The organism is Tsukamurella sp. M9C (genome assembly GCF_020169415.1).
Taxonomy (GTDB): domain Bacteria; phylum Actinomycetota; class Actinomycetes; order Mycobacteriales; family Mycobacteriaceae; genus Tsukamurella.
The window spans coordinates 1-24,758 of sequence record NZ_JAIULG010000017.1 but is presented as its reverse complement, the minus strand read 5'-3'; the positions used below and the strand labels follow the sequence as shown (position 1 = coordinate 24,758).

General features: G+C 71.4%; 25 protein-coding genes. 14 read left to right on the top strand and 11 right to left on the bottom strand.

Translation table 11 applies throughout. The features are described from left to right. Together LB823_RS10465 and LB823_RS10460 are read right to left on the bottom strand one after the other, a co-directional pair. Positions 1–498 carry a hypothetical protein gene (locus LB823_RS10465; protein ID WP_224646972.1) on the bottom strand — a complete coding sequence of 166 codons (498 nt, stop codon included), beginning with the start codon at positions 496–498 and terminating at the stop codon, positions 1–3. 35 nt (positions 499–533) lie between these two features. Beyond that, positions 534–1,688 (bottom strand): aminodeoxychorismate synthase component I, encoded by a 1,155-nt coding sequence (locus LB823_RS10460; RefSeq protein ID WP_224646971.1) that lies wholly within the window; start codon positions 1,686–1,688, stop codon positions 534–536. Between the two features lie 157 nt (positions 1,689–1,845). Here LB823_RS10460 and LB823_RS10455 point away from each other — a divergent pair, with 157 nt between their 5' ends. Next, on the top strand, positions 1,846–2,118 hold the full coding sequence (locus LB823_RS10455; protein WP_224646970.1) for a hypothetical protein: 273 nt from the start codon (positions 1,846–1,848) through the stop codon (positions 2,116–2,118). Positions 2,119–2,208: 90 nt separating this feature from the next. Next, complete coding sequence (gene metG / locus LB823_RS10450) at positions 2,209–3,759, top strand: methionine--tRNA ligase (RefSeq protein WP_224646968.1); 1,551 nt, start codon at positions 2,209–2,211, stop codon at positions 3,757–3,759. A gap of 48 nt (positions 3,760–3,807) precedes the next feature. Here the strand turns inward: metG and LB823_RS10445 are convergent, their stop codons facing one another. Then, on the bottom strand, positions 3,808–4,995 hold the full coding sequence (locus LB823_RS10445) for a hypothetical protein (RefSeq protein WP_224646966.1): 1,188 nt from the start codon (positions 4,993–4,995) through the stop codon (positions 3,808–3,810). A gap of 120 nt (positions 4,996–5,115) precedes the next feature. Between LB823_RS10445 and LB823_RS10440 the strand changes: the two genes are divergently transcribed. From LB823_RS10440 to LB823_RS10410, 6 genes are all read left to right on the top strand, one after another. Then, on the top strand, positions 5,116–5,964 hold the full coding sequence (locus LB823_RS10440) for a TatD family hydrolase (protein ID WP_224646965.1): 849 nt from the start codon (positions 5,116–5,118) through the stop codon (positions 5,962–5,964). A gap of 106 nt (positions 5,965–6,070) precedes the next feature. Next, positions 6,071–7,576: a transglycosylase family protein gene (locus tag LB823_RS10435; RefSeq protein ID WP_308011437.1), complete on the top strand. Its 1,506-nt coding sequence runs from the start codon at positions 6,071–6,073 to the stop codon at positions 7,574–7,576. Positions 7,577–7,591: 15 nt separating this feature from the next. Continuing rightward, positions 7,592–8,485 (top strand): 16S rRNA (adenine(1518)-N(6)/adenine(1519)-N(6))-dimethyltransferase RsmA, encoded by an 894-nt coding sequence (rsmA, locus tag LB823_RS10425; RefSeq protein ID WP_224646963.1) that lies wholly within the window; start codon positions 7,592–7,594, stop codon positions 8,483–8,485. A gap of 10 nt (positions 8,486–8,495) precedes the next feature. Next, positions 8,496–9,410 carry a 4-(cytidine 5'-diphospho)-2-C-methyl-D-erythritol kinase gene (locus LB823_RS10420; protein ID WP_224646961.1) on the top strand — a complete coding sequence of 305 codons (915 nt, stop codon included), beginning with the start codon at positions 8,496–8,498 and terminating at the stop codon, positions 9,408–9,410. A gap of 168 nt (positions 9,411–9,578) precedes the next feature. Further along, positions 9,579–10,538, top strand: coding sequence for a heavy-metal-associated domain-containing protein (locus tag LB823_RS10415; RefSeq protein WP_224647068.1), 960 nt, complete (start codon positions 9,579–9,581; stop codon positions 10,536–10,538). A gap of 26 nt (positions 10,539–10,564) precedes the next feature. Next, on the top strand, positions 10,565–13,138 hold the full coding sequence (locus LB823_RS10410; RefSeq protein WP_224646960.1) for a heavy metal translocating P-type ATPase: 2,574 nt from the start codon (positions 10,565–10,567) through the stop codon (positions 13,136–13,138). 151 nt (positions 13,139–13,289) lie between these two features. Here the strand turns inward: LB823_RS10410 and LB823_RS10405 are convergent, their stop codons facing one another. Then, positions 13,290–15,122, bottom strand: coding sequence for an ABC-F family ATP-binding cassette domain-containing protein (locus tag LB823_RS10405; protein ID WP_224646958.1), 1,833 nt, complete (start codon positions 15,120–15,122; stop codon positions 13,290–13,292). A gap of 73 nt (positions 15,123–15,195) precedes the next feature. On the opposite strand from LB823_RS10405, the gene LB823_RS10400 reads away from it, so the two are divergent. Next, entirely contained in the window at positions 15,196–16,197 is a 1,002-nt protein-coding gene (locus tag LB823_RS10400) for an enoyl-CoA hydratase/isomerase family protein (protein WP_224646957.1), read from the top strand. A gap of 12 nt (positions 16,198–16,209) precedes the next feature. On the opposite strand, the gene LB823_RS10395 is transcribed toward LB823_RS10400, so the two are convergent. Next, positions 16,210–16,647 (bottom strand): MarR family winged helix-turn-helix transcriptional regulator, encoded by a 438-nt coding sequence (locus LB823_RS10395; protein WP_224646956.1) that lies wholly within the window; start codon positions 16,645–16,647, stop codon positions 16,210–16,212. A 55-nt stretch (positions 16,648–16,702) separates the two neighbouring features. Here LB823_RS10395 and LB823_RS10390 point away from each other — a divergent pair, with 55 nt between their 5' ends. Both LB823_RS10390 and LB823_RS10385 read left to right on the top strand, forming a co-directional pair. Then, complete coding sequence (locus LB823_RS10390) at positions 16,703–17,248, top strand: DUF6790 family protein (RefSeq protein WP_224646955.1); 546 nt, start codon at positions 16,703–16,705, stop codon at positions 17,246–17,248. Positions 17,249–17,477: 229 nt separating this feature from the next. Continuing rightward, the gene (locus LB823_RS10385) at positions 17,478–18,125 is read left to right on the top strand and encodes a LysE family translocator (RefSeq protein ID WP_255603366.1); all 648 of its coding nucleotides are present in this window, start codon (positions 17,478–17,480) and stop codon (positions 18,123–18,125) included. 9 nt (positions 18,126–18,134) lie between these two features. Here LB823_RS10385 and LB823_RS10380 read toward each other — a convergent pair whose 3' ends face one another. After that, complete coding sequence (locus tag LB823_RS10380) at positions 18,135–18,578, bottom strand: PaaI family thioesterase (protein WP_224646954.1); 444 nt, start codon at positions 18,576–18,578, stop codon at positions 18,135–18,137. Positions 18,579–18,629: 51 nt separating this feature from the next. Between LB823_RS10380 and LB823_RS10375 the strand changes: the two genes are divergently transcribed. Next, positions 18,630–19,241: a TetR/AcrR family transcriptional regulator gene (locus LB823_RS10375; protein WP_224646953.1), complete on the top strand. Its 612-nt coding sequence runs from the start codon at positions 18,630–18,632 to the stop codon at positions 19,239–19,241. 143 nt (positions 19,242–19,384) lie between these two features. Beyond that, positions 19,385–19,723 (top strand): hypothetical protein, encoded by a 339-nt coding sequence (locus LB823_RS10370; protein WP_224646952.1) that lies wholly within the window; start codon positions 19,385–19,387, stop codon positions 19,721–19,723. Positions 19,724–19,747: 24 nt separating this feature from the next. Here the strand turns inward: LB823_RS10370 and LB823_RS10365 are convergent, their stop codons facing one another. The 5 genes from LB823_RS10365 to LB823_RS10345 all read right to left on the bottom strand — a co-directional run bounded on the left by LB823_RS10365 (position 19,748) and on the right by LB823_RS10345 (position 24,068). Further along, complete coding sequence (locus tag LB823_RS10365) at positions 19,748–20,602, bottom strand: 3-hydroxyacyl-CoA dehydrogenase (RefSeq protein ID WP_224646951.1); 855 nt, start codon at positions 20,600–20,602, stop codon at positions 19,748–19,750. Between the two features lie 98 nt (positions 20,603–20,700). Continuing rightward, a complete protein-coding gene (locus LB823_RS10360; RefSeq protein ID WP_224646950.1) occupies positions 20,701–22,305 on the bottom strand; it encodes a peptide chain release factor 3 in 1,605 nt (534 codons plus the stop codon). 43 nt (positions 22,306–22,348) lie between these two features. Continuing rightward, on the bottom strand, positions 22,349–22,891 hold the full coding sequence (locus tag LB823_RS10355; RefSeq protein WP_224646949.1) for a GNAT family N-acetyltransferase: 543 nt from the start codon (positions 22,889–22,891) through the stop codon (positions 22,349–22,351). After that, positions 22,888–23,466: an aminoacyl-tRNA hydrolase gene (pth, locus tag LB823_RS10350; protein ID WP_224646948.1), complete on the bottom strand. Its 579-nt coding sequence runs from the start codon at positions 23,464–23,466 to the stop codon at positions 22,888–22,890. Before pth ends, LB823_RS10355 begins: the two co-directional genes overlap by 4 nt. Before the next feature lie 5 nt (positions 23,467–23,471). After that, the gene (locus LB823_RS10345; RefSeq protein ID WP_224646945.1) at positions 23,472–24,068 is read right to left on the bottom strand and encodes a 50S ribosomal protein L25/general stress protein Ctc; all 597 of its coding nucleotides are present in this window, start codon (positions 24,066–24,068) and stop codon (positions 23,472–23,474) included. Positions 24,069–24,301: 233 nt separating this feature from the next. Between LB823_RS10345 and LB823_RS10340 the strand changes: the two genes are divergently transcribed. Continuing rightward, the coding region (locus LB823_RS10340) for a limonene-1,2-epoxide hydrolase family protein (RefSeq protein ID WP_308011436.1) at positions 24,302–24,758 on the top strand (457 nt) is incomplete at its 3' end.

The window sequence follows — 24,758 nt, the reverse complement described above, 5'->3', positions numbered from 1 at the left end:
TCAGGCGGCCGCCGCGCGCGGAACCCCGCTCGCGCCCGCCGCTGACGCCCGGCGCATGAGGATCAGCCGGAGCGCCCCGACCACGACGATGCCGCCCACCGCGAGATCGAGGTAGTGGCAGGCCATCGCGCCGAGGTACGTCGGGCCGCCCCACGCGTTCACCGTGAAGTTCGGGTCCAGCCCGGCCAGCACCTGCACGCCCGCCCGGAAGGCGGCGAAGACCAGCAGGAACAGCAGCGGCGCCGCGAGCGCCAGCCGCGCCGGTGTGAGGGCGGGCGTGCGGGGCGGCCACCGTCGGGCCCGGATCCCGAGCACGAGCAGTGCCCCGATCACGGCCACCACCGCGTGCTGCGGCCAGGCGGCGGTCCACGGGACGAAGCCGGCGACGACGGGATCGCGCTGGGTGTAGAGGTGGCCGCCGAACGCGAGCCCGGCGGCGAAGGCCACCGCCAGGAGCAGCAGGAAGTGGCGGAGTGCGGGAGTGCGGAGGTCGATCATGGTCCCAGCCTGGTGCCCGCTGGCGCGGGCCGTCGTCACCCGTGCGGGGGAGATCCCGGCTCGAACGGGTCCGCTCGCTCCGCCCCCGGCGCCGGGAATCCGACGATCGACGCCGCCTTGTCGAGGCACTCGCGCCACTCCGCGTCGGGCTCGGAGTCGATGGTGATGCCGCCGCCCACGCCGAGCCGCAGCGCACCGTCGCGCGCCTCGACGGTGCGGATCGCGACGTTGAGGTCCAACCCGGTCAGCGGATGGTCGATGCCGATCGCGCCGCAGTAGCTGCCGCGCGTGTGCCGCTCCCACGCGGTGATCCGCTCCCGGGCGGAGAGCTTCGGGGTGCCCGTGACCGACGCCGGCGGGAAGGTCGCGTCGAGCAGCTGCGCGCGGGTGGTGCCCGGCCGCTGCCGCGCGGTGACCGTCGAGACCAGGTGCCAGACCCCGGGCGCCGGCTCGACCCGCAGCAGCTCCGGCGTGCGGACCGTGCCGGTCGCGGCGACGCGGCTGAGGTCGTTGCGCACCAGGTCGACGATCATCACGTTCTCCGCGACGTCCTTGACGCTGGCACGCAGGTCCTCCGCCGGCCTGGTCAGCGGCAGCGTGCCCTTGATGGGCCGCTCCGTGAGCAGGCCGTCGCGCTCGGTGAGGAAGGTCTCGGGGGAGAACGAGGCGACCGCGCCCCAGTCGCCCTCGAGGTAGGCGGCCTTGGCGGGGCGGGTGGCGGCGGCGATGTCGGCGAACAGGTCCAGCGGGTCGCCGGTGAGGTCGCCGCCGAAGCGGGTGCACACGTTCACCTGGTAGACGTCGCCCGCGCGGATCGCCTCCTGGCACGCGAGCACGGCTGCGCGATGATCGCCCCGGTCGGGCGGGGTCCACGCGGCCGCCCACGGGCGCGGGGCAGGCGCGGCGTCGGGGATCGGGAACGCGGGATCGGTGCAGGCCCAACGGCCGTCGGCGTCGAGCAGGAGCAGCGGGCCCGGATCGCCGCCGATGACCGCCGGGACCAGGCGGGGCTCGCCGGTCGTGTCCGGGTAGCCGACGATCCCGAGCCACGGCGCACCGTCGGGCGCGATGCCCGGATCGAGCTGCGGCGCGGGCGCGATCACGGCGCGGAAGCCGCCCCACGCGCCGAACAGCGCGGCGGGCCGGTGGCCGCGCTCGCGTAGCGCCCGCAGCATGTCGACCGGTTGCACCGCGCCATCCTGTCACGGCGCCGCCGGGCGATCTCGGGGAGGAATGGGGGTTTCACCGGATGTGCGCGGAGGGCGCGGGCCGGAAGAGTGGGTCTCGGCCGGCGGATCTCTCCCACCCACCCGATCCGCCCGCCACCCCAACTCACGAGGAGGAGTGATGAATCCGGTGATCGACGGAGGTACGGCCCTCGGCGAGCGACTGGCCTGGGTGCACGTCGCCCACGGCGAACGCAGCCAGGTCCGGTTCTACGCGGAGGGCGAGTACGCGGGTACCGCCGCCGCTGTTCCGACCGTCGACACCGAGGTCATCGGCGTGGACTACGACGTGGTCTACGTCCGCTACGGCCGGGACATCGCCCGCTTCCGGCTGGACGAGTCCGGCGCCGTCGTCGCGCTGGACGCGGTTCCCGCCTCCGCCCTCGCCGGCTGACGTCCGTCCCGGACGGCGCCGGGCCCCGTCGATCCACTTCGCGATTCCGCCCGGAACACGCTTGCAGTGCACCGATAAGCTGGGCGCACCATGGCTGCAGACAAGGCTTTCTACATCACCACGGCGATCGCCTACCCGAACGGCGTGCCCCACATCGGGCACGCCTACGAGTACATCGCCACCGACGTGATCGCGCGCTTCCAGCGACTCGACGGCCACGAGGTCTTCTTCCTCACCGGCACGGACGAGCACGGCATCAAGATGCAGCAGACCGCCGCCAAGGAGGGCATCGAGGTCAAGGCGCTCGCGGATCGCAACGCCGCCGCTTTCGAGGCGCTGCAGCGCGCCGTGGGCTCGACCTTCGACCGGTTCATCCGCACCACCGACGCCGATCATTACGAGGCGTCGAAGGCCATCTGGCAGAAGATGGTCGACGCCGGCGACATCTACCTGGGCAAGTACTCGGGCTGGTACTCCGTGCGCGACGAGGCCTACTACGCCGAGGACGAGACCACCGTCACCGAGGACGGCACCCGCGTCTCCACCGACACCGGCACCGAGGTCGAGTGGACCGAGGAGGCGTCGTACTTCTTCAAGCTGTCCGCGTACCAGGACCGGCTGCTCGCCCTGCTCGACCGCGAGGGCGGCTACCTCGAGCCCGCGACGCGGCGCAACGAGATCGTCAGCTTCATCAAGGGCGGACTCCGGGACCTCTCGATCAGCCGCGACACCTTCGACTGGGGCGTGCCCGTCCCCGGCGACCCGGATCACGTGATGTACGTCTGGGTGGACGCGCTGACCAACTACCTCACCGGCGCCGGCTACCCCGACACCGAGTCGGCGCAGTTCCAGACGTTCTGGCCGCCCAAGCTGCAGATCATCGGCAAGGACATCATCCGGTTCCACGCCGTGTACTGGCCTGCGTTCCTCATGAGCGCCGGGGTCGAGCTGCCCGAGCGGGTCTTCGCCCACGGCTTCCTGTTCAACAAGGGCGAGAAGATGAGCAAGTCGGTCGGCAACGTCGTCGACCCGCACGCCCTCATCGCCGAGTACGGCCTCGACGCGCTGCGCTTCTTCCTGCTCCGCGAGGTCTCCTTCGGCCAGGACGGCAGCTACAGCCACGAGGCGATCGTCGGCCGGATCAACGCCGACCTCGCCAACGAGCTGGGCAACCTGGCGCAGCGCTCGCTGTCGATGATCAACAAGAACTGCGCGGGCACGGTCCCCACGCCGGGCCCGTTCACGCCCGCCGACGAGGCGCTCCTCGCCCGGGCCGACGGCCTGCTGTCGACGGTCCGCCGGCACGTCGGCGACCAGGCGCTGCACCTGTACCTCGAGGCGATCTGGGAGGTCCTCGCCGAGACCAACCGGTACTTCTCGGCGCAGGAGCCGTGGAAGCTCAAGGCGAGCGACCCCGAGCGCATGGGCACGGTGCTCTACACGACCGCCGAGGTCGTCCGCCAGGTCGCGCTGCTGCTGCAGCCGGTGATGCCGGAGTCGGCGGAGGAACTGCTGACCCTGCTCGAGCAGCCGAAGGACCGGCGCACGTTCGAGGCCGTCGGCACCCGACTGGCCGCGGGCACCGCGCTCCCCAAGCCGCAGGGCGTCTTCCCCCGGTACGTCGAGCCCGAGTCCGAGTAGCCGCGGTACCTCGGCCGGACGCGGTCTCCCGCGCCCCGGCCGGCGGGCCTACGGCGTGGTCGCGAGGATGGAGAACTGGGCGGCCGCCTTCTGCCGCGCGAGCGCCGCGTTGCTGTCCTGGACCGATCCGACGTAGCGCCCGACGGGCACCCAGCAGTACGTGAGGCTGCCGCCCGTCATGCACTTCACCGACGGGAGCTGGGGGATGCCCGGCACGGCGGGGTTCTTGGCGGCGGCGGTCTGCACCATCGTGGTCGCGGCAGCGGCATCGCGCGTGCGATAGACGACGCTGCCGGCGCCCGTGTTGCCGATCAGGTCGATGCCGGCGGCGAGATAGGTCTCGGTCCTGGTGATGTCCTGGATTCGGTGCAGCTGCCCGTTCCACGTGTACCAGTTCTCGAAGAGGGTCGGATCCTGTGCGTCGGGCGCGGGGAGCGTCCTGGACAGGATGCCGTCCTTGTCGAGGTCGAGCTTGCGGATCTGGTCGACGGCGGTCGGCGTGAACGCCTTGAGCTTCGGCAGCTCCAGACCGTAGGCCTTGGTCACGAACTGCGCGCCCTGATCCGTGGTCGGCCCCGTGCCGCTGACGTTCACGACGAAGGGCCCCTGCACGACGTAGGCGTCGACGGTGCCGGGCTTGAACTCGGACGCGAGCACGTCGGGCGCACCGTCGACGGTGACGCGGACCTTCGGGGCGGACGCGGTGGCGGTGCGGATGGCGTCGAGGGCCGCTTTCGCGGCGTCGGGGGTCTCGAAGCGGTAGAGGCCGATCCGCACTGCGACGGTCGGCTTGTCGAGCGCGTCGCCGCGCGTGGTCGTCATGCCCACCCGCATCTTGTTGGCCTGGAAGGCCCGGGCGGTGGCGTCGGGCACGCGGCTGCGGAGGCCATCGCCGACGAGCACGGGGTACGAGCGCAGCCCCGCGCCGCCGATGATGAGCCGCGGGTCGACCTCGTTGGCCTGGATGAGCGCCTCGTCGCCCATCCGATTGCCCTCGGCCACCCACGACCGGTTCTCCGAAGCGGTGATCGTGCGGGCCTTCGTCGGGTACGCGCCGTAGTCCAGGCCGGCGGGGACCGGCACCGTCGTCCCGGCGGGCGCGCTGGGCGCCGCCGACGACGAGACGGCCGGCGATCCCGACGACGGGGCCGCGACGGGCTCCCCGCCGGTCGTGTTGCAGGCGGCGAGCAACGCGGCACCGCCGATGACAGCGGCGGACAGGACGGACTTCTTCATTCGTTCTCCTCGGTCGGACACCGCACGGAGCACACCAGGCACGGCTTCGCGGCTGCTTAACGTCGGATTAAACATGGTCCGAAGACGGGGCCCCGGAGCGGTACCGGGACAATGGAGCGCATGGGGAAGAAGAAGCCGCCGCCTCCGCTGCCCGCGCCGCTGCCCGGCCTCGTCGACGCGCACACGCACCTCGACGGATGCCGCGCCCGCACGCCCGAGGCCGTGCGGGAGCTGGTCGACCGGTCGGCGTCCGTCGGCGTCGACCGCGTGGTCACCGTCGCCTGTGATCTCGACCAGGCGCGGTACGTCATCGAGGCGAGCCGCTGGGACGAGCGGGTCTTCGCCGCCGTGGCCCTGCACCCGACCGACGCGCACCAGCTCGAGGTCGACGGTGCGCCGGCGGAGCTCGAGCGCCTGGCCTCCGACCCGCGGTGCGTGGCGATCGGCGAGACGGGGCTCGACTGGTACTGGCTCGGTAAGCGGGAGGACGTCGCGACGCCGGCGCAGCAGCACGCGGCCTTCGAGTGGCACATCGACCTGGCGAAGCGCCTGGGCAAGCCGCTGATGATCCACAACCGTGAGGCGGACGCCGACATCCTCACGGACCTCGAGCGCTTCGGCGCCCCGGAGACGGTGATCTTCCACTGCTTCTCCGGCGACGCGGCGATGGCGCGCGAGTGCGTGGACCGCGGCTACGTCCTGAGCTTCTCGGGCACCGTGACGTTCACGAACGCGACGGAGCTGCAGGAGGCCGCGCGCCTCGTTCCGGACGATCAACTGCTCGTCGAGACCGACGCGCCGTTTCTCACACCCCACCCGTACCGGGGTACGCCCAACGAGTCGTACTGCATCCCGTATACCGCGCGCTACCTCGCTGACCTGCGCGGAGTCGCTCCCGAGGAGATCGCGGCGGCCACCACCGCGACGGCGGAGCGTGTGTTCGGGGCCACATTCGCGGGCGCGAAATGAACAGAAGCTGGCACGCCTCCCACTTCTCCGTTACCGTACTGTGATGTAACGGCGACCGAAACGTCGCCGAGCGCCACACCTGCAGTCCACCCATGGGAAGTCACCAGTGCCTGAGCTCGACGCAGACGACAACACCACCACGGTGGATCAGCCCACCTCGCACCCGCGCCGCGGCGCCTTCGGTTCCACCCGGGAGCGCACCGCCGAGTTCGACGTGACCCAGGTCTTCGCCCGGTTCACCGACATCGAGGGCCGGCCCCTCGATCCCGAGGCGGACCGCGAGATCATCGACCTCGAGGCCGAGGTCTACGGCGACGACGCCGTCGCGGAGGCCGAGAGCCTGGCCCTCGAGGCCGAGGAGAAGTACAACGCGGAGCACCCGCAGGCCGAGGCGCTCCCCGAGCCCGCCGTCCTCGACACCGAGGCCGACGAGGTCCTTGAGCCCGCCGCGGAGACCGCGTCCGACGACGACAAGCCCGGAATCCTCGACGGCCTGTCGGCGAAGCTCGAGAACACCCCGGTCCGCGCCGTCACCGGCGCCATGCTGGTCGCCCTGATGGCCTCCGGCGGCACCGCCGCCGCGCTGTACCAGGACTTCACGGTCACCGTCGACGGGCAGACCCACGAGGTCTCCACGATGAGCCGCTCGGTGAAGTCGATCCTCGGCTCCGCCGGCATCGACGCCGACGCCTCGGACCGGGTGAGCCCCGGCCTCGGCGAGTCGGTCAAGCCCGGTCAGCAGATCACCGTGCAGCACGACCGCGACATCGCGGTCAACGTCAACGGCAAGGTCCGCACTGTCAAGACCACCGACCTAACGCTCGGCGCCGCCCTCGCCTCGGCCGGCCTCGGCGACGCGAAGAACTTCGTCTCCCTCCCGCTCGACGCGCAGGTGCCGCTCGACGGTGCTGCCGTCTCGGTGGTCACGCCCGTCACCGCCACCGTGCTCGACGCGGGCGGCAAGGTCGTCGCCAACGCCGCCGGGCGCACCGTCGGCGAGTACCTGGCCAAGATGGGCGTCCCGCTGATCCAGCAGGACGCCGTCAAGCCGAGCGCCAACACCCCCGTCACCCCCGGCATGACCATCTCGGTCAACCGGAACCGGACCGCCACCGTGACGGTCACCGAGCCGTACACGGCGCCGCCGAAGAAGGTCGACGACCCGAAGCTGACCAACGGCAAGACGCAGGTCACGAACCCGGGCAAGCCGGGCAAGCAGGAGGTTCAGTACCGCGAGCACGTGGTGGACGGCAAGGTCGTCTCCCGCGAGCGGATCGGCTCCAAGGTCCTCGACGCGGGCATCGCCGGCGTCACCGCCGTCGGCACCGCCCCGGGCGCGCCCTACGTGGCACCGGGCTCCGTGTGGGACCGCCTGGTGCAGTGCGAGGCCACCGGCAACTGGGCCATCAACACCGGCAACGGCTTCTACGGCGGCGTCCAGTTCACGCAGCAGACGTGGATCGCGTTCGGCGGCGGCAAGTACGCGCCCCGCGCCGATCTCGCGACCCGCGAGGAGCAGATCGACATCGCCCGCAAGACCCTCCGCGGCCAGGGCTGGGGCGCATGGCCCTCGTGCTCGTCGAAGCTGGGCCTGTCCGGCAACTCGGAGTAAGTAGACTCAGCCGTTGTGACCGGCGCCGAGTTCAAGAATCAAGCACGACTGCTCGGCCCCGCGGAGATCCGCGCGCTGGCCGGGCAGTTGTCCGTTCGTCCCACGAAGACGTTGGGGCAGAACTTCGTGCACGACCCGAACACGGTCCGCAAGATCGTCGCTGCCGCCGACGTGCGCCCGGACGACGTCGCGCTCGAGGTGGGGCCCGGCCTCGGCTCCCTCACCCTCGCGCTGCTCGACGCCGCCGCCTCCGTCACCGCCATTGAGATCGATCCCGTTCTCGCGGAACAGCTCCCGAAGACGGTGGCCGAACGTGCGCCGGAATTCGCGGGGAACCTCACGGTGATCGGCGAGGACGCGCTCAAGGTCTCCGGTGCGCAGGTGTCCGTCGCGGGATCGCCGACGGTGCTCGTCGCGAACCTCCCGTACAACGTCTCGGTGCCGGTGCTGCTGCACCTGCTGGCCGAGGTCCCCACGCTGCGGACCGTGCTGGTCATGGTGCAGCTGGAGGTCGCCGACCGGCTCGCCGCGCCCCCGGGTTCGCGCGTCTACGGCGTCCCGTCGGTGAAGGCGGCGTACTACGGGCGCGTGCGCAAGGCCGGCACCGTCGGGCGGGCGGTGTTCTGGCCCGAGCCCAACGTGGAGTCCGGCCTGGTCCGGATCGACCTGCACGGCCCCGGCGGCCGGCCCGACGTGGACCGGGTCCGCCTGTGGGCGGCCGTCGACGCGGCCTTCGCGCAGCGCCGCAAGACCCTGCGCGCCGCCCTCGCGACCTGGGCGGGATCGCCCGCCGCGGCGGAGGAGCTGCTGGTCGCGGCGGGTATCGACCCGCGTGAACGCGGCGAGAAGCTGTCGGTCGAGCAGTTCGCCGCCCTCGCCGCCGCTCGGCCCGCCGACGCCGCCCCGTAGTCTGGACCGCGTGCTTTCCGTGGTACCGACCCCCCTGACCGTGCGGGCGCCCGCCAAGGTGAACCTCCACCTCGGGGTGGGCGACGTGCGGCCCGACGGCTTCCACGAGCTGGTCACCGTCTTCCAGGCGCTCTCCCTGCACGACGACGTGACCCTCACCCCGTCCGACGCGCTGACCCTGCATGTGACCGGCGAGGGCGTCCGCGACGTGCCGACCGACCCCACCAACCTGGCGGCGCGCGCCGTCGTCGCGCTCGCGGAGCGGTACGGCCGGGACCCGAACATGCGCATCGACATCGCCAAAGGCATCCCCGTGGCGGGCGGGATGGCCGGCGGATCCGCGGACGCGGCCGCCGCGCTGCTCGGCGCCGCCACCCTCTGGGGCCTCGAGATCGGCCGCGACGACCTCGACGAGGTGGCCGCGACGCTCGGCTCCGACGTGCCCTTCTCGCTGCACGGTCACACCGCGCTCGGCACCGGCCGCGGCGAGCGGCTGATCCCCGCGCTGGCTCGCGGCGAATTCCACTGGACGCTCGCGCTGGCCCGCGAGGGCCTGAGTACCCCCGCCGTGTACCGCGAGCTCGACCGGCTGCGCGAGGCCGGCGATCCGCCGCGCGCAGGCAGTCCCGACGCGCTGCTCGCCGCCGTGGCATCCGGCGATCCGCACCGCCTGGCGCCGCTGCTCACCAACGATCTGCAGGCGGCCGCGCTCTCGTTGCAGCCGGGACTACGGCGCACGCTGCGCGCCGGCATCGAGGCGGGCGCGCTCGCCGGCATCGTCTCCGGCAGCGGCCCCACCTGTGCGTTCCTCTGCGCGAGCGCCGACGACGCCGTCGACGTGGGCACCGAGCTCGCGGGCGCCGGTGTCTGCCGGACGGTGCGCGTCGCCTCGGGCCCGGTGCCGGGCGCCACCGTCGTGCCGTAGGCGCACGCCCCCTCGCGCCGCCGCGCGCCTCACCCCACCCTCTCGGATGAATGGCGGACAACTCCTTGCGCCATACCCCCTAGGGGTATAGGTTCGAATCAGATACCCACTGGGGGTACCCCTGATCGAGGAGGAACCATGGACGGCCGGGAGACGACGCGGCGCTCGATGAATCCGGCGGCCAAGCTGGCGGTCTACGGCGCCGGCCTCGTGATCGCCTTCGGCGGCGCCTACGGCATCGCCGGCGCGGTGGTGCCGGACGGCACCGTCGCCCAGTGGAACGCGCAGGCGGACCAGGGCCACGGCGGGCACGCCGCCCCGGCCGCAGCCGCCCCCGCGGCGCCGACCGCGCTCAAGGGCGTCTCGCTCAGCGCCGAGGGGCTCACCTTCGCCCCCGTCGCCGCGCCGCGCGCGGTCGGGGAGGCCGGCGCCCTGAGCTTCCGCATCGAGGACGCCGCCGGCGCACCCGTGACGGCGTACACGACCACGCACGAGAAGGACCTGCACCTCATCGTGGTCCGCGCCGACGGCAGCCTGTTCCGCCACGTCCATCCCACGCTCGACCGCGCCACCGGCGTCTGGTCGCTGCCGTGGAGCTGGGCCGAGGCGGGCACCTACCGCCTCTACGCCGACCTCGCGCCCGCGACCGGGTCCGCCGTCACGCTCACGCGCACCGTCGAGGTCGCCGGCGGCTACGCACCCGCCGACCCGGCCCGGTCGCGCACGGCTCAGGTGGACGGCTTCACCGTCCAGCTCGACGGTGACCTCGTCGCCGGTGCCTCGAGCCCCGTCACGCTGCGCGTGAGCCGCGACGGCGCGCCCGTCACCGCGCTGCAGCCCTACCTCGGCGCCTTCGGCCACCTCGTCGCGCTCCGCCAGGGCGATCTCGCCTTCCTACACGTGCACCCCGAGGGTGCCGAGCCGAAGCCGGGGGACACCGGCGGGCCCGCCATCGCCTTCCAGACGCAGGCCCCCACCGCGGGGCGCTACCTGCTGTACCTGGACTTCCAGGTCGACGGGGTGGTGCGCACTGCGAGCTTCGTCGTCGACGCGGCCGCGTCCGCGGCGCCGCCGAACCTCACGACCCCATCCGCCCCCGCTCCGGCCGACGGCCACGGCGGGCACTGACCACCACAGAAGAGGAGGAATCGACCATGAGCACACCCGGCAGTACCACCGGCGGCGCGCACATCGAGCTGGACATCGGTGGCATGACCTGCGCCTCGTGCGCCAATCGGATCGAGCGGCGCCTCAACAAGATCGACGGCGTGAGCGCCACCGTCAACTACGCCACCGAGAAGGCGAAGGTCGTCGCGCCCGAGGGCGTCGACCCGCAGCGCATCATCGACGAGGTCGTCGGCACCGGCTACAGCGCCACGCTGTCCGGGGCGGCGGCACCGTCGGGGCCGGGCGGCGAGGAGAGCACCCCCGCGGACGTCGAGCTGGCCTCGCTCCGCACCCGGCTCATCGGCGCCGTCGTGCTCAGCGCGCCCGTCATCGCCATGGCGATGATCCCTGCGTGGCAGTTCACCTACTGGCAGTGGGCCTCGCTGGCGCTGGCCTCGCCCGTGATCCTGTGGGGCGCATGGCCCTTCCACAAGGCGGCGTGGGCGAACTTCAAGCACGGCACGGCCACGATGGACACGCTCATCTCCATGGGCACACTGTCGGCGTTCCTGTGGTCGCTGTACGCCCTCTTCCTCGGCACCGCAGGGGAGCCGGGGATGACGCACCCGTTCTCCCTCACGCTCGCGCCGTCCGACGGTGCCGCGAACATCTACCTCGAGGTGGCCGCCGGCGTCACCATGTTCATCCTCGCCGGGCGCTACTTCGAGAAGCGCTCCAAGCGGCGGGCCGGGGCGGCGCTGCGCGCGTTGCTCGAACTCGGCGCCAAGGAGGTCTCCGTCCTGCGCGACGGGGCCGAGGTGAAGATCGGCGTCGACGAGCTGCGGGCGGACGACGAGTTCATCGTGCGGCCCGGCGAGAAGATCGCCACCGACGGCGTGGTCGTCTCCGGGACGTCCGCGGTCGACGCCTCGATGCTCACCGGCGAATCGGTGCCCGTCGAGGTCGGACCGGGTGACGCGATCACCGGCGCCACGGTCAACGCGGGCGGACGACTCGTGGTGCGCGCCACCCGCGTCGGCGCGGACACGCAGCTCGCGCAGATGGCGCGGCTCGTGGAGGAGGCGCAGACCGGCAAGGCCGAGGTGCAACGCCTCGCCGACCGGATCTCCGGCGTCTTCGTGCCGATCGTCATCGCCATCGCCGCGGTCGCCCTGGGTGGCTGGCTCGGCGCGGGCTTCCCGGTCTCGGCGGCGTTCACCGCCGCGGTCGCCGTCCTCGTCATCGCCTGCCCCTGCGCGCTGGGCCTCGCCACGCCGACGGCGCTGCTCGTCGGCACCGGCCGGGGCGCCCAGCTGGGCATCCTCATCAAGGGGCCCGAGGTCCTCGAATCGACCCGCCGCGTCGACACCGTCGTGCTCGACAAGACCGGCACCGTGACCACCGGCCGGATGACCCTGGTCGACGTGATCACCGAGCAGGGCGTCGACCAGATCGACGTGCTGCGCTACGCCGGCGCCCTCGAGGACGCCTCCGAGCACCCGATCGCCCAGGCGATCGCCAAGGGCGCGGCGGATAAGGTCGGAATCCTTTCTTCCGTCAACGGTTTCGCGAACGTCGAGGGACAGGGTGTGCAGGGTGTCGTCGACGGCCACGGCGTGATCGTGGGTCGCGAGTCGCTGCTCGCCGATTGGGCGCTGCACCTGTCCGACGGGCTCGTCGCAGCCAAGGCGGACGCCGAGGCGCAGGGCGCGACGGTCGTCGCGGTCGGCTGGGACGGCGCGGCGCGGGGGATCCTCGTGGTCTCCGACGTCGTGAAGCCCACCAGCGCGGAGGCGATCCGGGAGCTGCGGGCACTGGGTCTGACGCCCGTGCTGCTCACCGGCGACAACGAGGCCGCCGCCCGGAAGATCGCGGCGGAGGTCGGCATCGACGAGGTGATCGCCGAGGTCATGCCGCAGGACAAGGTCGCCGTGGTGACCCGCCTGCAGGCCGAGGGCCGCGTCGTGGCGATGGTCGGCGACGGGGTCAACGACGCCCCCGCGCTCGCCGCCGCCGACCTGGGACTCGCGATGGGCACGGGCACCGACGTCGCGATCGAGGCGGCGGACATCACCCTGGTCCGCGGGGACCTGCGGGCCGCCGTCGACGCGATCCGCCTGTCGCGCACCACCCTCCGGACGATCAAGACGAACCTGTTCTGGGCCTTCGCCTACAACGTCGCGGCGATCCCGGTGGCGGCGCTCGGCATGCTCAATCCGATGCTCGCCGGCGCGGCGATGGCCTTCTCCAGCGTCTTCGTCGTCGGGAACAGCTTGCGCCTGCGTGGATTCCGCAGCGCGGCGGGGCGGGCTCCGGCCGATCGCCCCGGAGACCGGATCCCTTCCACCGATCGAGAGGACACCACCGACATGAGCTGCTGCAGCACGAACTCCTCGCAGCCCGAGGACATCCGGCTGAGCGTCGCGCCCGCGAACACCGCGCAGGCGGCGGACGAGAACACCACCTGCCCCGTCATGGTCGGCAACCCGGTGGTGAAGTCCACCGCCGAGGCGCGCGGACTGTTCCGCGACTTCGACGGCGAGCGGTACTTCTTCTGCTGCCCCTCGTGCGCCCCGAAGTTCGACTCGGACCCGGCGAAGTACGCGGCGAACGTCGCCTGAGCCGAGCGAGGAAGCGCCGGTCGGCGCGCGGGTCAACCGCGCCTCGGCCGGCGCTTCGGCATGATCGCGTCTACGAATTCCAACTCAGCGGCCGGCCGCGGACATCTGCGTCGCGCCTGCCACGAGGAGTGGAAATTCGTGAGCGGATCGCCTATTCGAGCGCCTCCGACAGCTCGAGCCACCGCAGTTCCTGCTCCGCCAGCTCGTCCTCCAGCGCGGAGATCTTCTTCATCTCCTCAGCGAGGCCCGCGTAGTCGCCCTGGTCGTGCTCGGCGAGCGCGAGCTTCGCCTTCTCGACCTGCTCCGTCAGCTTGGTCATCCGGCGCTCGACGGCCGTGACCTCCTTCTGCGCCGCCCGCAGCTCGGCGCCGCTGAGCCCGGACTCGGCCGGGGCGCCGGAGTCGGAGGTGGCGGGCACCGTCGAACCCGCACGGCCGGAACCGGAACCGGATCCGGAGCCCGCGCCGTGCTGGGCGCGCCGCAGGGCGAGGTACTCCTCGACGCCGCCGGGCAGGTGCCGCAGGCGGCGCTCGAGGATCGCGTACTGCTGGTCGGTGACGCGCTCGAGGAAGTAGCGGTCGTGCGAGACCACGATGAGCGTGCCCGGCCACGAGTCGAGGAGGTCCTCCATCGCGGCCAGCATGTCGGTGTCCAGGTCGTTGGTCGGCTCGTCGAGGATCAGCACGTTCGGCGAGTCGAGCAGGATGAGCAGCAGCTGCAGGCGCCGCTTCTGTCCGCCGGAGAGGTCCTTGACCGGCGTCGAGAGCTGCGCGCTCGCGAAGCCCAGCCGCTCCAGCAGCTGCGAGGGGGTCAGGTCCTGCGCCTTGGAGCCGCTGCCCACGGTGAAGCTGGTGGCGAGGTTCGCCAGCACCACCCGGACCGGATCCTCCCAGTGCTGCTCGAGCTCGTCGAGCCGCTGCGTCAGCGTCTGCACCTTGACGGTCTTGCCGCGCTTGACGGTGCCGGTCGTGGGCTGGACGGCACCGTCGATGAGGCCGAGCAGCGTCGACTTGCCCGCCCCGTTGACGCCGAGGATGCCGGTGCGCTCGCCGGGCGCGACGCGCCACTCGACGTCGCTGAGCACCTGCTTGTCGCCATACGCCACGCCGACGTCGAGGATGTCGACGACGTCCTTGCCGAGCCGCGAGACCGCGAGCGACTGCAGCTCGGTCTTGTCGCGGATCTCGGGGACGTCGGAGATGAGCGCGTTCGCCGCGTCGATCCGGAACTTGGGCTTGCTGGTGCGGGCGGGGGCGCCGCGGCGCAGCCAGGCCAGCTCCTTGCGCGCGAGGTTCTGCCGCTTCTGCTCGATCGACGCCGCCTGCCGGTCGCGCTCGACGCGCTGCAGGATGTACGCGGCGTAACCGCCCTCGAAGGGCTCGACGATGCGGTCGTGCACCTCCCACGTCGCGGTGCAGACCTCGTCGAGGATCCACCGGTCGTGGGTCACCATGAGCAGGCCGCCCTGGTTCGCGGGCCAGCGGGTCTTGAGGTGGCCGGCGAGCCACTCGATCGCCTCGACGTCCAGGTGGTTCGTCGGCTCGTCGAGGATCAGCACGTCGTGCTCGCCCGCGAGGAGCTGCGCCAGTTGCACCCGGCGACGCTGCCCACCGGAGAGCTCGCCGAGGCGCGCGTCCCACGGCAGGTCCGTGAGCAGGCCGGCGAGGATATCGCGTACCTTCGGATCGCCCGCCCAGACGTGCTCGGGGGTGTCGCCCACCACGGAGTGGCCGACGGTGTCCTCGTCGTCGAAGAGGTCGGTCTGGGTGAGCACGCCCACCCGGACGCCGCCGCGTCGGGTGACGCGGCCGGAATCGGGCTCGCGGGTGCCGGCCAGCAGGCCGAGCAGGCTGGACTTGCCGTCGCCGTTGCGGCCGACGATGCCGATCCGGTCACCCTCGTTGACGCCGAGGGAGACCGAATCGAAGACCGTCTTGGTCGGGTACTCGAGGTGCAGCGCATCCGCGCCGAGAAGATTCGCCATCGCGCGTCCAGGTTACGCGGGCACCTGCCATACTGATTTAGTTGGATATGCGACTAATCGCGAGGAGTGGGCTGTGAGCGACGCCGAGATCGTCACCACCGTGGCCGGGGGCACCGGCCACATCGAGCTGAATCGTCCGAAGGCGCTCAACGCGCTCACCATGGACATGGTGCACGCGATCGACGCGGCGCTGCAGGCCTGGGAGTCCGACGACGCCGTGACCCGCGTGCTCCTCACCTCCGCCTCGCCCAAGGCCTACTGCGCCGGCGGAGACATCCGCGCCATCCGCGACCAGGTGGTGGCGGGGGAGGACTTCACCCCGTTCTTCCGCGACGAGTACGACATGAACCTGCGCCTCGCGGAGTTCCCCAAGCCCGTGATCGCCCTCATCGACGGCGTGAACATGGGCGGCGGCGTGGGCGTCTCGATCCACGGCTCGCACCGCGTCGTCTCGGAGAAGGCGCTCATCGCCATGCCCGAGGTCGCGATCGGCTTCCTCCCCGACGTGGGCGCCACGCACATCCTCGGCCGCCTCCCGAAGGGCTTCGGCGAGCTCATGGGCATGACCGCCGCCCGGATCGGCGCCGGCGACGCGCTCGCCGTCGGGCTCGCGACGCACTTCGTGCCCTCGTCGGCCATGCCCGACGTCAAGGCCGCCCTCCTCGCCGGGGAGGAGCTCGACGGTGTCCTCGCGCGCTTCGGCGACACCGCCCCCGCCTCGACCCTGCCGCTCGACGAGATCGCCGACGTCTTCGGTCGCGACTCGGTGACCGAGATCCTCGCGGGCCTCGCCACGACGTCCGGCGCCTGGGCCGACACTGCCCGCGAGCAGCTCTCCACGGCCTGCCCCACCTCGGTCTTCGTCACCTTCGACCTGATTCAGGAGTCGCGCAACCGGACCCTGGCACAGTGCCTCGACGAGGAGGCCGTCGTGGGCGCCCGCCTGGTCCGCCGCCCCGACTTCGTCGAGGGGATCCGCGCGGTGCTCGTCGACAAGACGCGCGACCCGAAGTTCTCGCCCGCGTCGGTCAGCGACGTCGAGGAGCGCGAGATCGAGGCGATCATCGGCAACTGATCCGCTCGCGGATCAGCCGCGGCCGGCAGCGGTCGCGAGGAAGTCGCGCAGCACGATGCTGTCGCGGAGATAGCGCTCGTACGGGAAGTCCTGTGCGGTGAGGGCCTTTTCGAGCTGGGCCGCGTAGTCGGTGCTCGACGCGTGGAACTGCTCCGCACCCTTGTCCGTCAGGCGCACCAGGCGCCGGCGGGCGTGCTCGGGATCGGGTTCGACGGTGACCAGCCCCTCCGGCGCGAGCGCGGTCAGCATGCGGCTGACGGCCGCGTCGGAGACGAGCATCGCTTGCGCCAGCTCGTGCTGCGTCGCGGGCTGCACCTCCTCGAGGGTGCCCAGGAGCCGCATCCGGCTGTAGCTCAGCGCGCCGGGGGCTCCGTACTCGCGCGTCACGACACCGAGCAGCATCGTGATGTGGTTGAGCACGTCGCCCAGGCCCTCGTCGGGATCGTTCATGTCTCCAGGCTACAGGAGTCTTGACCCGTTAATATTAACGTGTTAAGACTGAGTTATGAACGCATCGACGCAGTACCTCATCCACACGTCCACCCCGCTGATCTTCCCGATCGCCGCGGCGATCTGGGCCGCTGTCCGCTCCTCCCGCCGGCCCGGCGAGCGTCTCGAGATCTGGCAGCGGGCGATGCTCGTCGCCGCCGGCCTGGGCGCGGCGTGGGTGGGCGTCTTCTTCCTCCTCGTTCCGGACGTGATGGCGAACGAGATCGGATTCCCCGCCGGGAATCCCTTCCAATTCGAGATCGCCTTCACCAATCTGGGCTTCGCGGCGATGGCCTTCGTCCTGGTCTTCCGGCATCGGGGATTCCGGCTCGCCTACGGCGTCGGCTACGCGATCTTCCTGTGGGGCGCGGCGTTCGGGCATCTCGACCAGTGGTTCGCGCACGGTGACCACCAGCCCGGCAACACCGGCGGCATCCTCATCGTCGACATCCTCGTCCCCGCGGCGATCATCGCGCTCGCGATCGCGGACCGTCGCCACGCATCGGACGGCGATCGCGTGAGCGTCGGCGTCGGCGCCGGCCCGCTCCCCGCGTCGCACTGACTGCGGACCGGCTCGCAACGCGTGAGCCGCTGTGTGAGCTCGAACGGCTATGACAGCGTGACCGCCAGTGACACACCGGATATGTCGTGGTTCCGGGTGTCACTGGCGGTCACGATTTCATAGTGTCCGGAACTCGGGGGGTGCGACGTCGCGCCCGCGTTCACGCGGATGCCAGTCACACTCGACTGGATATGTACTCCGATGCCAGTTGCTCACGAGGATGGGTCTCATGATCGTTTCGTGGACCGCGGTGGCGGGAATGGTGGTGACGGCGTTGGCGATGGTGCTCACGCCCGGGCCGAACATGATCTACCTCGTCTCCCGCAGCATCGGCCAGGGCCGCGCGGCCGGACTGATCTCGCTGGCCGGCACCGGGGCGGGCTTCCTCGTCTACCTCACCCTCGCGAACGTGGGGCTGGCCGTCGTCTTCGTGGCGGTGCCGTGGCTCTTCATGGGCTTCAAGGCCGCCGGCGCGCTGTATCTGGGTTGTCTCGCGTGGCAGGCGCTGCGTCCGGGCGGCCGCGGGCTGTTCGAGACCACCGACCTGCCGCGCGACTCGAGCGCGAAGCTCTTCCGGATGGGGCTCCTCACCAACCTGCTCAACCCCAAGGCGGCGATCATGTACCTCGCTCTGATCCCGCAGTTCGTCGACCCCTCCCGCGGGCACGTCGCCGCGCAGGGCTTCCTCCTCGGGGGTATCCAGATCACGGTGTCGATGCTGGTCAACGCCGCGATCGTGATCGCCGCGGGTGCGGTGGCGGCGCTCATCGCGCGGCGCCCGACGTGGGCGGCGTGGCAGCGCCGGATCACGGGCACGCTGCTCGGCGCCGTCGCGCTGCTCCTCGCCCGCGAGGTCCCGCAGCGCGCCCGCGTGTGAGTGCCGGCGTCAGCCCACCTGGTACGTGCCCGTAGCGCTCGCGACCAACACGTCGCCCGTCTGCGAGTACATGTCGCACCGCACGTGGCTGGTCTTCCGGCCCGTGGACAGGCGGTGCGCCCGCACCCGGAGGCCGTCCGCGATCAACGGGGCGATGAAGTTCAGCGACAGCGACGCGGTGACGCCGCGCAGCTTGTCCGGCACCGGGCGGCCCGCCCACGCCGCGACCATCACGCCGATGTCCGCGGCCGCCGCGATGAGGCCGCCGTGCATCATCGTGCCGACCGTCGTCAGATCGGGCCGGTAGGGCACGAGGAGCGTGGCGGCGCCGTCGGAGATCTCCTCCAGCTGCACCCCGAGCAGAGCGACGAAGGGCGACGCGGGCACGAACTGCCGCATGATCTCGGAGCCGTCGGCGGCGCCGGCGTCGAGCTGATCGGGCGAGACGGTCATCGAAGTTTTCCTAGTCTGACTATGAAAACGAAGTATGACTAGGATAGTGCCATGGAATCGCTCCTGACGGAACCCGCGGACAAGCGCCGCCGCCGCACGCGTGCCGCGCTGCTGGACGCGGCGCGGGACCTGTACGGGCGGCCGCAGGGCTATCGGGGCACCTCCGTCGACGAGCTGGCCGCCGCCGCGGACGTCGCGTTGACCAGCATCTATTCGAACTTCCCGGGCGGGAAGGCGGACCTCTACGCGGTGCTGGCCTGCCGGGTCGGCAGCGAGCACGTCGCGGCGATGGGGGCAGCAGTCGCGGGAAGCGCGGGGGAGGAGGCCGCGCGCCGGGCTTTCGACGAGTACCTCGACTTCCACCGCCGCGAGCCGATCGCCTTCCGGCTGCTGGGCCTCACCGACGTGCACGGTGAGGACTCGGAGGTGGTGCGCGCCGCCCGGGCGGAGGTGCGCGGCTACCTCGCGACGGCGCTGGACGCGGTGATCGTCGCCGTCGGCGACCCGGCCGACGCGGCGCGCAGCGAGGTGATCCAGTGCTGGGCCGGCATCAACGGGCTGCTCGCCCTCGCCGCCCGCGGCCTGATCGACGCCGCCGAGGCCGACCGCCTCATCGGCGAAGTCCGCGCTCGCTGTGCCGCGAACCTCGCCGTCTCCCGCTGACCGTGGCGCACGCCACGCACGGTGATGTGAAGGAATCGCGACGGTCCCACCGTCGGTTCCGTGACGTTCGTCCGTTTGTGTCGGCTTCGTGAAAGCTGTATTCAGCCAGTCGGTTTCGTGAAATCCGTCGGTACGGTCGAAGTATGAACGAGAAACGGAATCCCGCAGTCCCGCCCCTCGCACGACGGCTCGCCGTCGGACTGGTCGCCGCCGGAGCCGGCGCCGCCCTCCTCGCGGCCGGGCCTGCCGCCGCGCAGCCCAGAGACCATGTGGTGAGCCCGTCGGCGGTCGCTCCCGGCGGTGCGCCCGGCGGCGGCGCCAATCACTCGAACGTGCCGCCGGGGTCCGCGCTGTGGCCCGGAAACATGAATCCGGAGTCGGATTCGGGATCGGCCCGCGATGCGGGGCCGGGCTCCGCGACGCCCATCGACCCGGGGGATCATCCCCGCGACGCGCCGGGCGCCGACAGCCCCCGGTTCTGAGGGGGCGCCGGGCCCGGCAGCGGACTACTCGTAGTCGTAGAAGCCCTTGCCCGCGGCCAGTCCGGTGCGGCCCCGGTCGAGGTAGTTCTCCTTGATCCACGCGGCGAAGCCGCGATTGCGCTCGTCGCCGGCCGACATGATGTTGTACGGCGTGTTCAGCCCGATGATGTCGAGGATCTGGAAGGGGCCCATCGGCGAGCCGGTGCCGATCCGCCACACCTTGTCGACGTCCTGCGGCGTCGCGTAGCCGTCCGCGGCGAGCTCGACGCCGGCGTTGAGGAACGGGATGAGGAGCGAGTTGAGGACGTAACCCGCCTTCTCCTTGTGGATGGGGATCGGCACCATGCCGATCTCGCCGGCGAACTCGACGACGGTGTCGAAGACGTCCGGCGAGGTCGCCGGCGTCCCCATCACCTCGGCGGTGTTCGACGTCCAGATGCGATTCGCGAAGTGCAGGGCCAGGAACCGATCCGGGCGGCCCGTCGCGTCCGCGATCGCGCTCGGGAGCAACGACGAGGAGTTGGTCGCGAAGATCGTCGCCTCCGGCGCGAGCGAGTTCAGCTTCCCGAAGGTCTCCCGCTTGAGCTCCAGGATCTCGGGGATCGCCTCGATGATCAGGTCCGCCTCGCGCGCCGCGGCGGCCAGATCCGCGGTCAGGGTCAGCCGGCCCAGGGCGGCGGCGGCCCTGCCGTCCGCGGCCCCGTCGACCTCTCGCTCGTACGTGGCGACGAGCCCGGCGAAGGTGGCGCGGCCGCGCTCGAGCGCGGCGTCGTCGATGTCGTACGCGGTCACCTCGAAGCCGCTGTACGCGGTCTGGAAGGCGATCTGCGCGCCGAGTACGCCGGTGCCGAGCACGGTGACCTTGCGGATGTCGGTCATGAACGGATCCTCACTCTCGAAGTCGTGACGTGATCCATCCTCGTCCCGGTCGCCGGGCCGCGCACTGAGTTGTAGAACACAACTCTGTGAGCCGAGGGTCAGTCGGCCGCGGCGACCAGCGGCTCGAGCGAGAGGGAGGGGTGCTCCTTCTCGATGTACTGCAGCCGCCACTTGTCCGAGAACAGGGCGAGCAGCGCGCCGTCGTTGCGCTCGAAGACCTCGACGCCGCGCTGCCGGTTGAGCTCATCCGCGCTGGCGGCGTCCGTGCGGCGCGCCACCGAGTAGCCGAGGTTCTCGACCTGGACGTCGACGTTGAACTCCGTCTTCATCCGGGCGACGACGACCTCGAACTGCATGGGGCCGACCGCGGCCATGACGGGCGAGGCGTCGCCGCGAACGTCGTTGCGCAGCAACTGGACCACGCCCTCGGTGCCGAGCTGCTCGATGCCCTTGCGGAACTGCTTGTACTTGCCCGCGGAGTCGGCGCGGACCACCGCGAAGTGCTCCGGCGCGAACGAGGGGATCGGCGGGAACTGGACCTTGGCACCGTCGTACAGGGTGTCGCCCGGGGCGAGGGCGTTGGCGTTGACCAGGCCCACGACGTCGCCGGGGTAGGCGGTCTCCACGGTCTCGCGGTCGCGGCCGACCACCGTCATCGCGTACTTGGTGGCGAAGGGCTTGCCGGTCTGCGCGTGCTGGACGACCATGCCGCGCTCGAACTCGCCGGAGACGATCCGCATGAACGCCAGGCGATCCCGGTGCGCGGCGTCCATGCCCGCCTGCACCTTGAAGACCACGGCGCTGAAGGGGTCGGTCACCTCGCGCTCGGACTCGTCGATCGCGGTGCGCGAGTGCGGCGCCGGCGCCAGCTCGACGAGGGCCTCCAGCAGTTGCCGCACACCGAAGTTCAGGATCGCCGAGGTGAAGATCACCGGCGAGGTCTGGCCCGCCAGGAACATCTCCTGATCGTGGCCCTGCCCCATCTCGGTCATGAGCTCGGTCTCCTCGACCGCCTCGGTCCACACCTCGCCCTCGCGATCGAGCGCGGCGTCGGTCGAAAGATGTTCCTCCGGAGCGATCTTCGCGCCGCCCGCCGTGCGGGTGAAGTGCACGTACTCGTCCTTGCGCACGTCGCGCAGGCCGCGGAAGTCGCCCGCGATGCCGACGGGCCAGAACAGGGGAGTCGGCGTGAGGCCGATGCGCTCGGAGATCTCGTCGAGCAGCTCCAGCGGCGTGCGGCCCGGCCGGTCCCACTTGTTGATGACGGTGATGACGGGGATCCCGCGGTGGCGGCAGACCTGGAAGAGCTTGAGAGTCTGCGGCTCCAGGCCCTTCGCGGCGTCGATGAGCATGACCGCCGCGTCGACGGCCGTCAGCACGCGGTACGTGTCCTCGGAGAAGTCGGCGTGGCCGGGGGTGTCCACCAGGTTGATCACGGACGGCTCCGCGTCCGCGTCCGCACCCGCGGAGGTGTAGTTGAACTGCAGCGCCGTCGAGCTGACGGAGATGCCGCGCGCCTTCTCCATCTCCATCCAGTCGGAGACCGTCGACTTGCGGCCGGCCTTGCCGTGGATCGCGCCGGCCTCGTTGATCACCCGGGCGTGCAGCGCCAGGGCCTCCGTCATCGTGGACTTACCCGCGTCGGGGTGGCTGATGATGGCGAAGGTGCGGCGGCGGGAGACCTCGTCGGCAATGGAACTCACGGGGAGCCAGTCTACCTGTTCGCGCAGGTAGATCGTGTCGCGGTCAGGCGGGGCGCGAAAGCGCGTAGACCACGTGGTCCGGCGGGTCGACGGGGTTGTCGGGCGGGATGTCGACGTGGCCGACGAGGGCGAAGCCGGCGCGCTCCAGCGCGCGCCAGGAGCGACGGTTTCCCGCCGCGACGGCGACGACGACCCTCTCGCCGGCCAGCTCGGTGAAGATCACCTCGCACATCGCGGCGATCATGGCTGTGCCGAGGCCCCGCCCGGTGGCGGAGGGGGTGCCGATCAGGTAGTCGACGCCCCAGTCCGCGGGCCCGAGGTCGACCAGCGACGCCACCGCCACGGTCTCCGGCTCGTCGGCGTAGTCGATCCACCGCTGCCGCTGGATCAGGCCGAACGCCACCCCCGTCTCGTCGAGGGCGAGGAAGTCGAGCGAGGGCTCGGCACCGTCGACCGACGGCCCGAAGTCGCGCTCGATCGCCTCGGGGGAGGTCTCGTGGTGCCACCACCGCCGGTTGTGCGGCTCGCCGAGCCACGACGCGAGGAGGGGGAAGTCCTCGCGCGTGACCCGGCGGAAGGCGATCACCAGGTGTGCACCGTGTTCTGGGCGGGCTCGAGGCCGTCACGGATCAGCAGCTCGACCGCGTCCGCGGCGTTGGCGATCAGCAGCGGCACCTCGGGCTTCTCCGTCTTGGCGAAGGGCTTGAGCACGTAGTCTGCCGGGTCCTGCCGGCCGGGCGGTCGGCCGATCCCGGCCCGGACGCGCAGGTAGTCGCGCGTACCGAGGTGCTGCGTGAGGGACCTGAGCCCGTTGTGGCCGCCCTCGCCGCCGCCGCGCTTGAGCCGGACGAGACCGAAGTCGATGTCCAGCTCGTCGTGCACGGCGATCACGTCGGTCGGCTCCACCGAGTAGAACCGCGCGAGCGCGCCCACGGGCTCGCCCGAGAGGTTCATGAAGGACTGCGGCTTCGCCAGGTACACCTGGCGGCCGACGAGCCGCGCGCCCGCGACCTCCGCCCCCGACTTCTTGTGCCGGGAGAAGGAGGTGCGGGCGCGCGATGCGAGCTCGTCGACCACGTCGAAGCCGATGTTGTGCCGGGTTCCGGCGTACTTCTCGCCGGGGTTACCCAGCCCCACGACGATGAGTGGCCGGTCGGTCATTTCAGTTACTCGGCAGCCTCGGCGGCCTCGGCCTCATCCTCATCCTCGGACGCCGCGGAAGCGATCTCGGTGATGTTGATGACCAGGGCCTCGGGGTCGGTCAGCACGGTGACGCCCGCGGGGAGCTTCAGCTCGCCGGCGGTGATCTGGGTGCCGGGCTCGAGGTTGTGGACGTTGACCACGACGTTCTCGGGGATGTTCAGCGCGTCGGCCTCGATCTCGATCTCGTTGAGCTCCAGCGACGCCTGCGCGCCACCGATCGGCTCGCCCTCGATGATCACGTACACCGAGACGGTGACCTTCTCGCCCTTCTTGATGACGAGGAGGTCGGTGTGCTCGATGTAGTTGCGCAGCGGGTGCACGACGACCTGCTTGGTCAGCGCGAGCTGCTCCTTGCCGTCGATGTCCAGGTTCAGCACGGCGTTGGTGCCGTCCTTACGCAGGATGGTGGCGAAGTCGCGGGCGACGACGGTGAAGTGCTGCGGCTCGGTGCCGTGGCCGTAGAGCACGACGGGCACGAGGCCGTCGCGACGGGCGCGGCGCGCGGCGCCCTTGCCGAACTCGGTGCGGACGGTGGCGACGAGCTTGTTGGTCTCGGACATGAGACTCCTTCGGTGCGGTGATGCGGCCCCGGCGTCCGAGGCGGCCCGCACTGCGCCCTGCGGATCCGCGGGAGAAGTGCCGTTCGCGTCGATCACGGCGGCCGGGGCCGCCCTCGCCGAGAAGGTCGCCGCACAGTCTACCGAACCGCCCGCTCAGGAGCGAAATCGAAGCTTCGCCATTCCGTCATGTCCAGTTCGCGCGGCGTCCACGCCACATCGGCACCATCGATAACGTGAACAACTCCCCGCTGTGGTCGCCGCAGGACGTCGCGGAGCGCTTCGTCGACGCCCTGGGCAGCGGCGATTACGACATCGCCGAGAGGTTGCTCGCGAAGCACGTCGTGTACCGGCGCACCGGCGGCAGGCCCCTGCGCGGTCGGGTCGCCATCGCGCGCCATTTCCGCTGGCACGCGCGGACTCGCGTCGCGATGCAGGCGGTCCTGCTGGCGTCCGAGCAGTCCGGCTGCGCCGTGGCCGTCACCGAGCGCGTCACGGCCCTCGTCTACGGGCCGCTGCGGGTCCAGTTCCAGGTCCGGGGCACCTTCGAGGTCGACGGTGGCCGCATCGTCGCCTGGCGCGACGAGGCCGACGTGCGCGCGGTCGCCCGCGCCGGAGCGCGCGCCGTCGCCGGCGTCTTCTACGCGCCCGCCCGGCCCAACCTGCCCAGAGTCGTCATGGCCGGTGCAACAC

Coding starts and splice junctions, on each gene's coding strand:
- LB823_RS10465 (WP_224646972.1), bottom strand. CDS start 498: ATGATCGACCTCCGCACTCCCGCACTCCGCCACTTCCTGCTGCTCCTG.
- LB823_RS10455 (WP_224646970.1), top strand. CDS start 1,846: ATGAATCCGGTGATCGACGGAGGTACGGCCCTCGGCGAGCGACTGGCC.
- metG (WP_224646968.1), top strand. CDS start 2,209: ATGGCTGCAGACAAGGCTTTCTACATCACCACGGCGATCGCCTACCCG.
- LB823_RS10445 (WP_224646966.1), bottom strand. CDS start 4,995: ATGAAGAAGTCCGTCCTGTCCGCCGCTGTCATCGGCGGTGCCGCGTTG.
- LB823_RS10440 (WP_224646965.1), top strand. CDS start 5,116: ATGGGGAAGAAGAAGCCGCCGCCTCCGCTGCCCGCGCCGCTGCCCGGC.
- LB823_RS10415 (WP_224647068.1), top strand. CDS start 9,579: ATGAATCCGGCGGCCAAGCTGGCGGTCTACGGCGCCGGCCTCGTGATC.
- LB823_RS10410 (WP_224646960.1), top strand. CDS start 10,565: ATGAGCACACCCGGCAGTACCACCGGCGGCGCGCACATCGAGCTGGAC.
- LB823_RS10405 (WP_224646958.1), bottom strand. CDS start 15,122: ATGGCGAATCTTCTCGGCGCGGATGCGCTGCACCTCGAGTACCCGACC.
- LB823_RS10395 (WP_224646956.1), bottom strand. CDS start 16,647: ATGAACGATCCCGACGAGGGCCTGGGCGACGTGCTCAACCACATCACG.
- LB823_RS10390 (WP_224646955.1), top strand. CDS start 16,703: ATGAACGCATCGACGCAGTACCTCATCCACACGTCCACCCCGCTGATC.
- LB823_RS10385 (WP_255603366.1), top strand. CDS start 17,478: ATGATCGTTTCGTGGACCGCGGTGGCGGGAATGGTGGTGACGGCGTTG.
- LB823_RS10380 (WP_224646954.1), bottom strand. CDS start 18,578: ATGACCGTCTCGCCCGATCAGCTCGACGCCGGCGCCGCCGACGGCTCC.
- LB823_RS10375 (WP_224646953.1), top strand. CDS start 18,630: ATGGAATCGCTCCTGACGGAACCCGCGGACAAGCGCCGCCGCCGCACG.
- LB823_RS10370 (WP_224646952.1), top strand. CDS start 19,385: ATGAACGAGAAACGGAATCCCGCAGTCCCGCCCCTCGCACGACGGCTC.
- LB823_RS10365 (WP_224646951.1), bottom strand. CDS start 20,602: ATGACCGACATCCGCAAGGTCACCGTGCTCGGCACCGGCGTACTCGGC.
- pth (WP_224646948.1), bottom strand. CDS start 23,466: ATGACCGACCGGCCACTCATCGTCGTGGGGCTGGGTAACCCCGGCGAG.
- LB823_RS10345 (WP_224646945.1), bottom strand. CDS start 24,068: ATGTCCGAGACCAACAAGCTCGTCGCCACCGTCCGCACCGAGTTCGGC.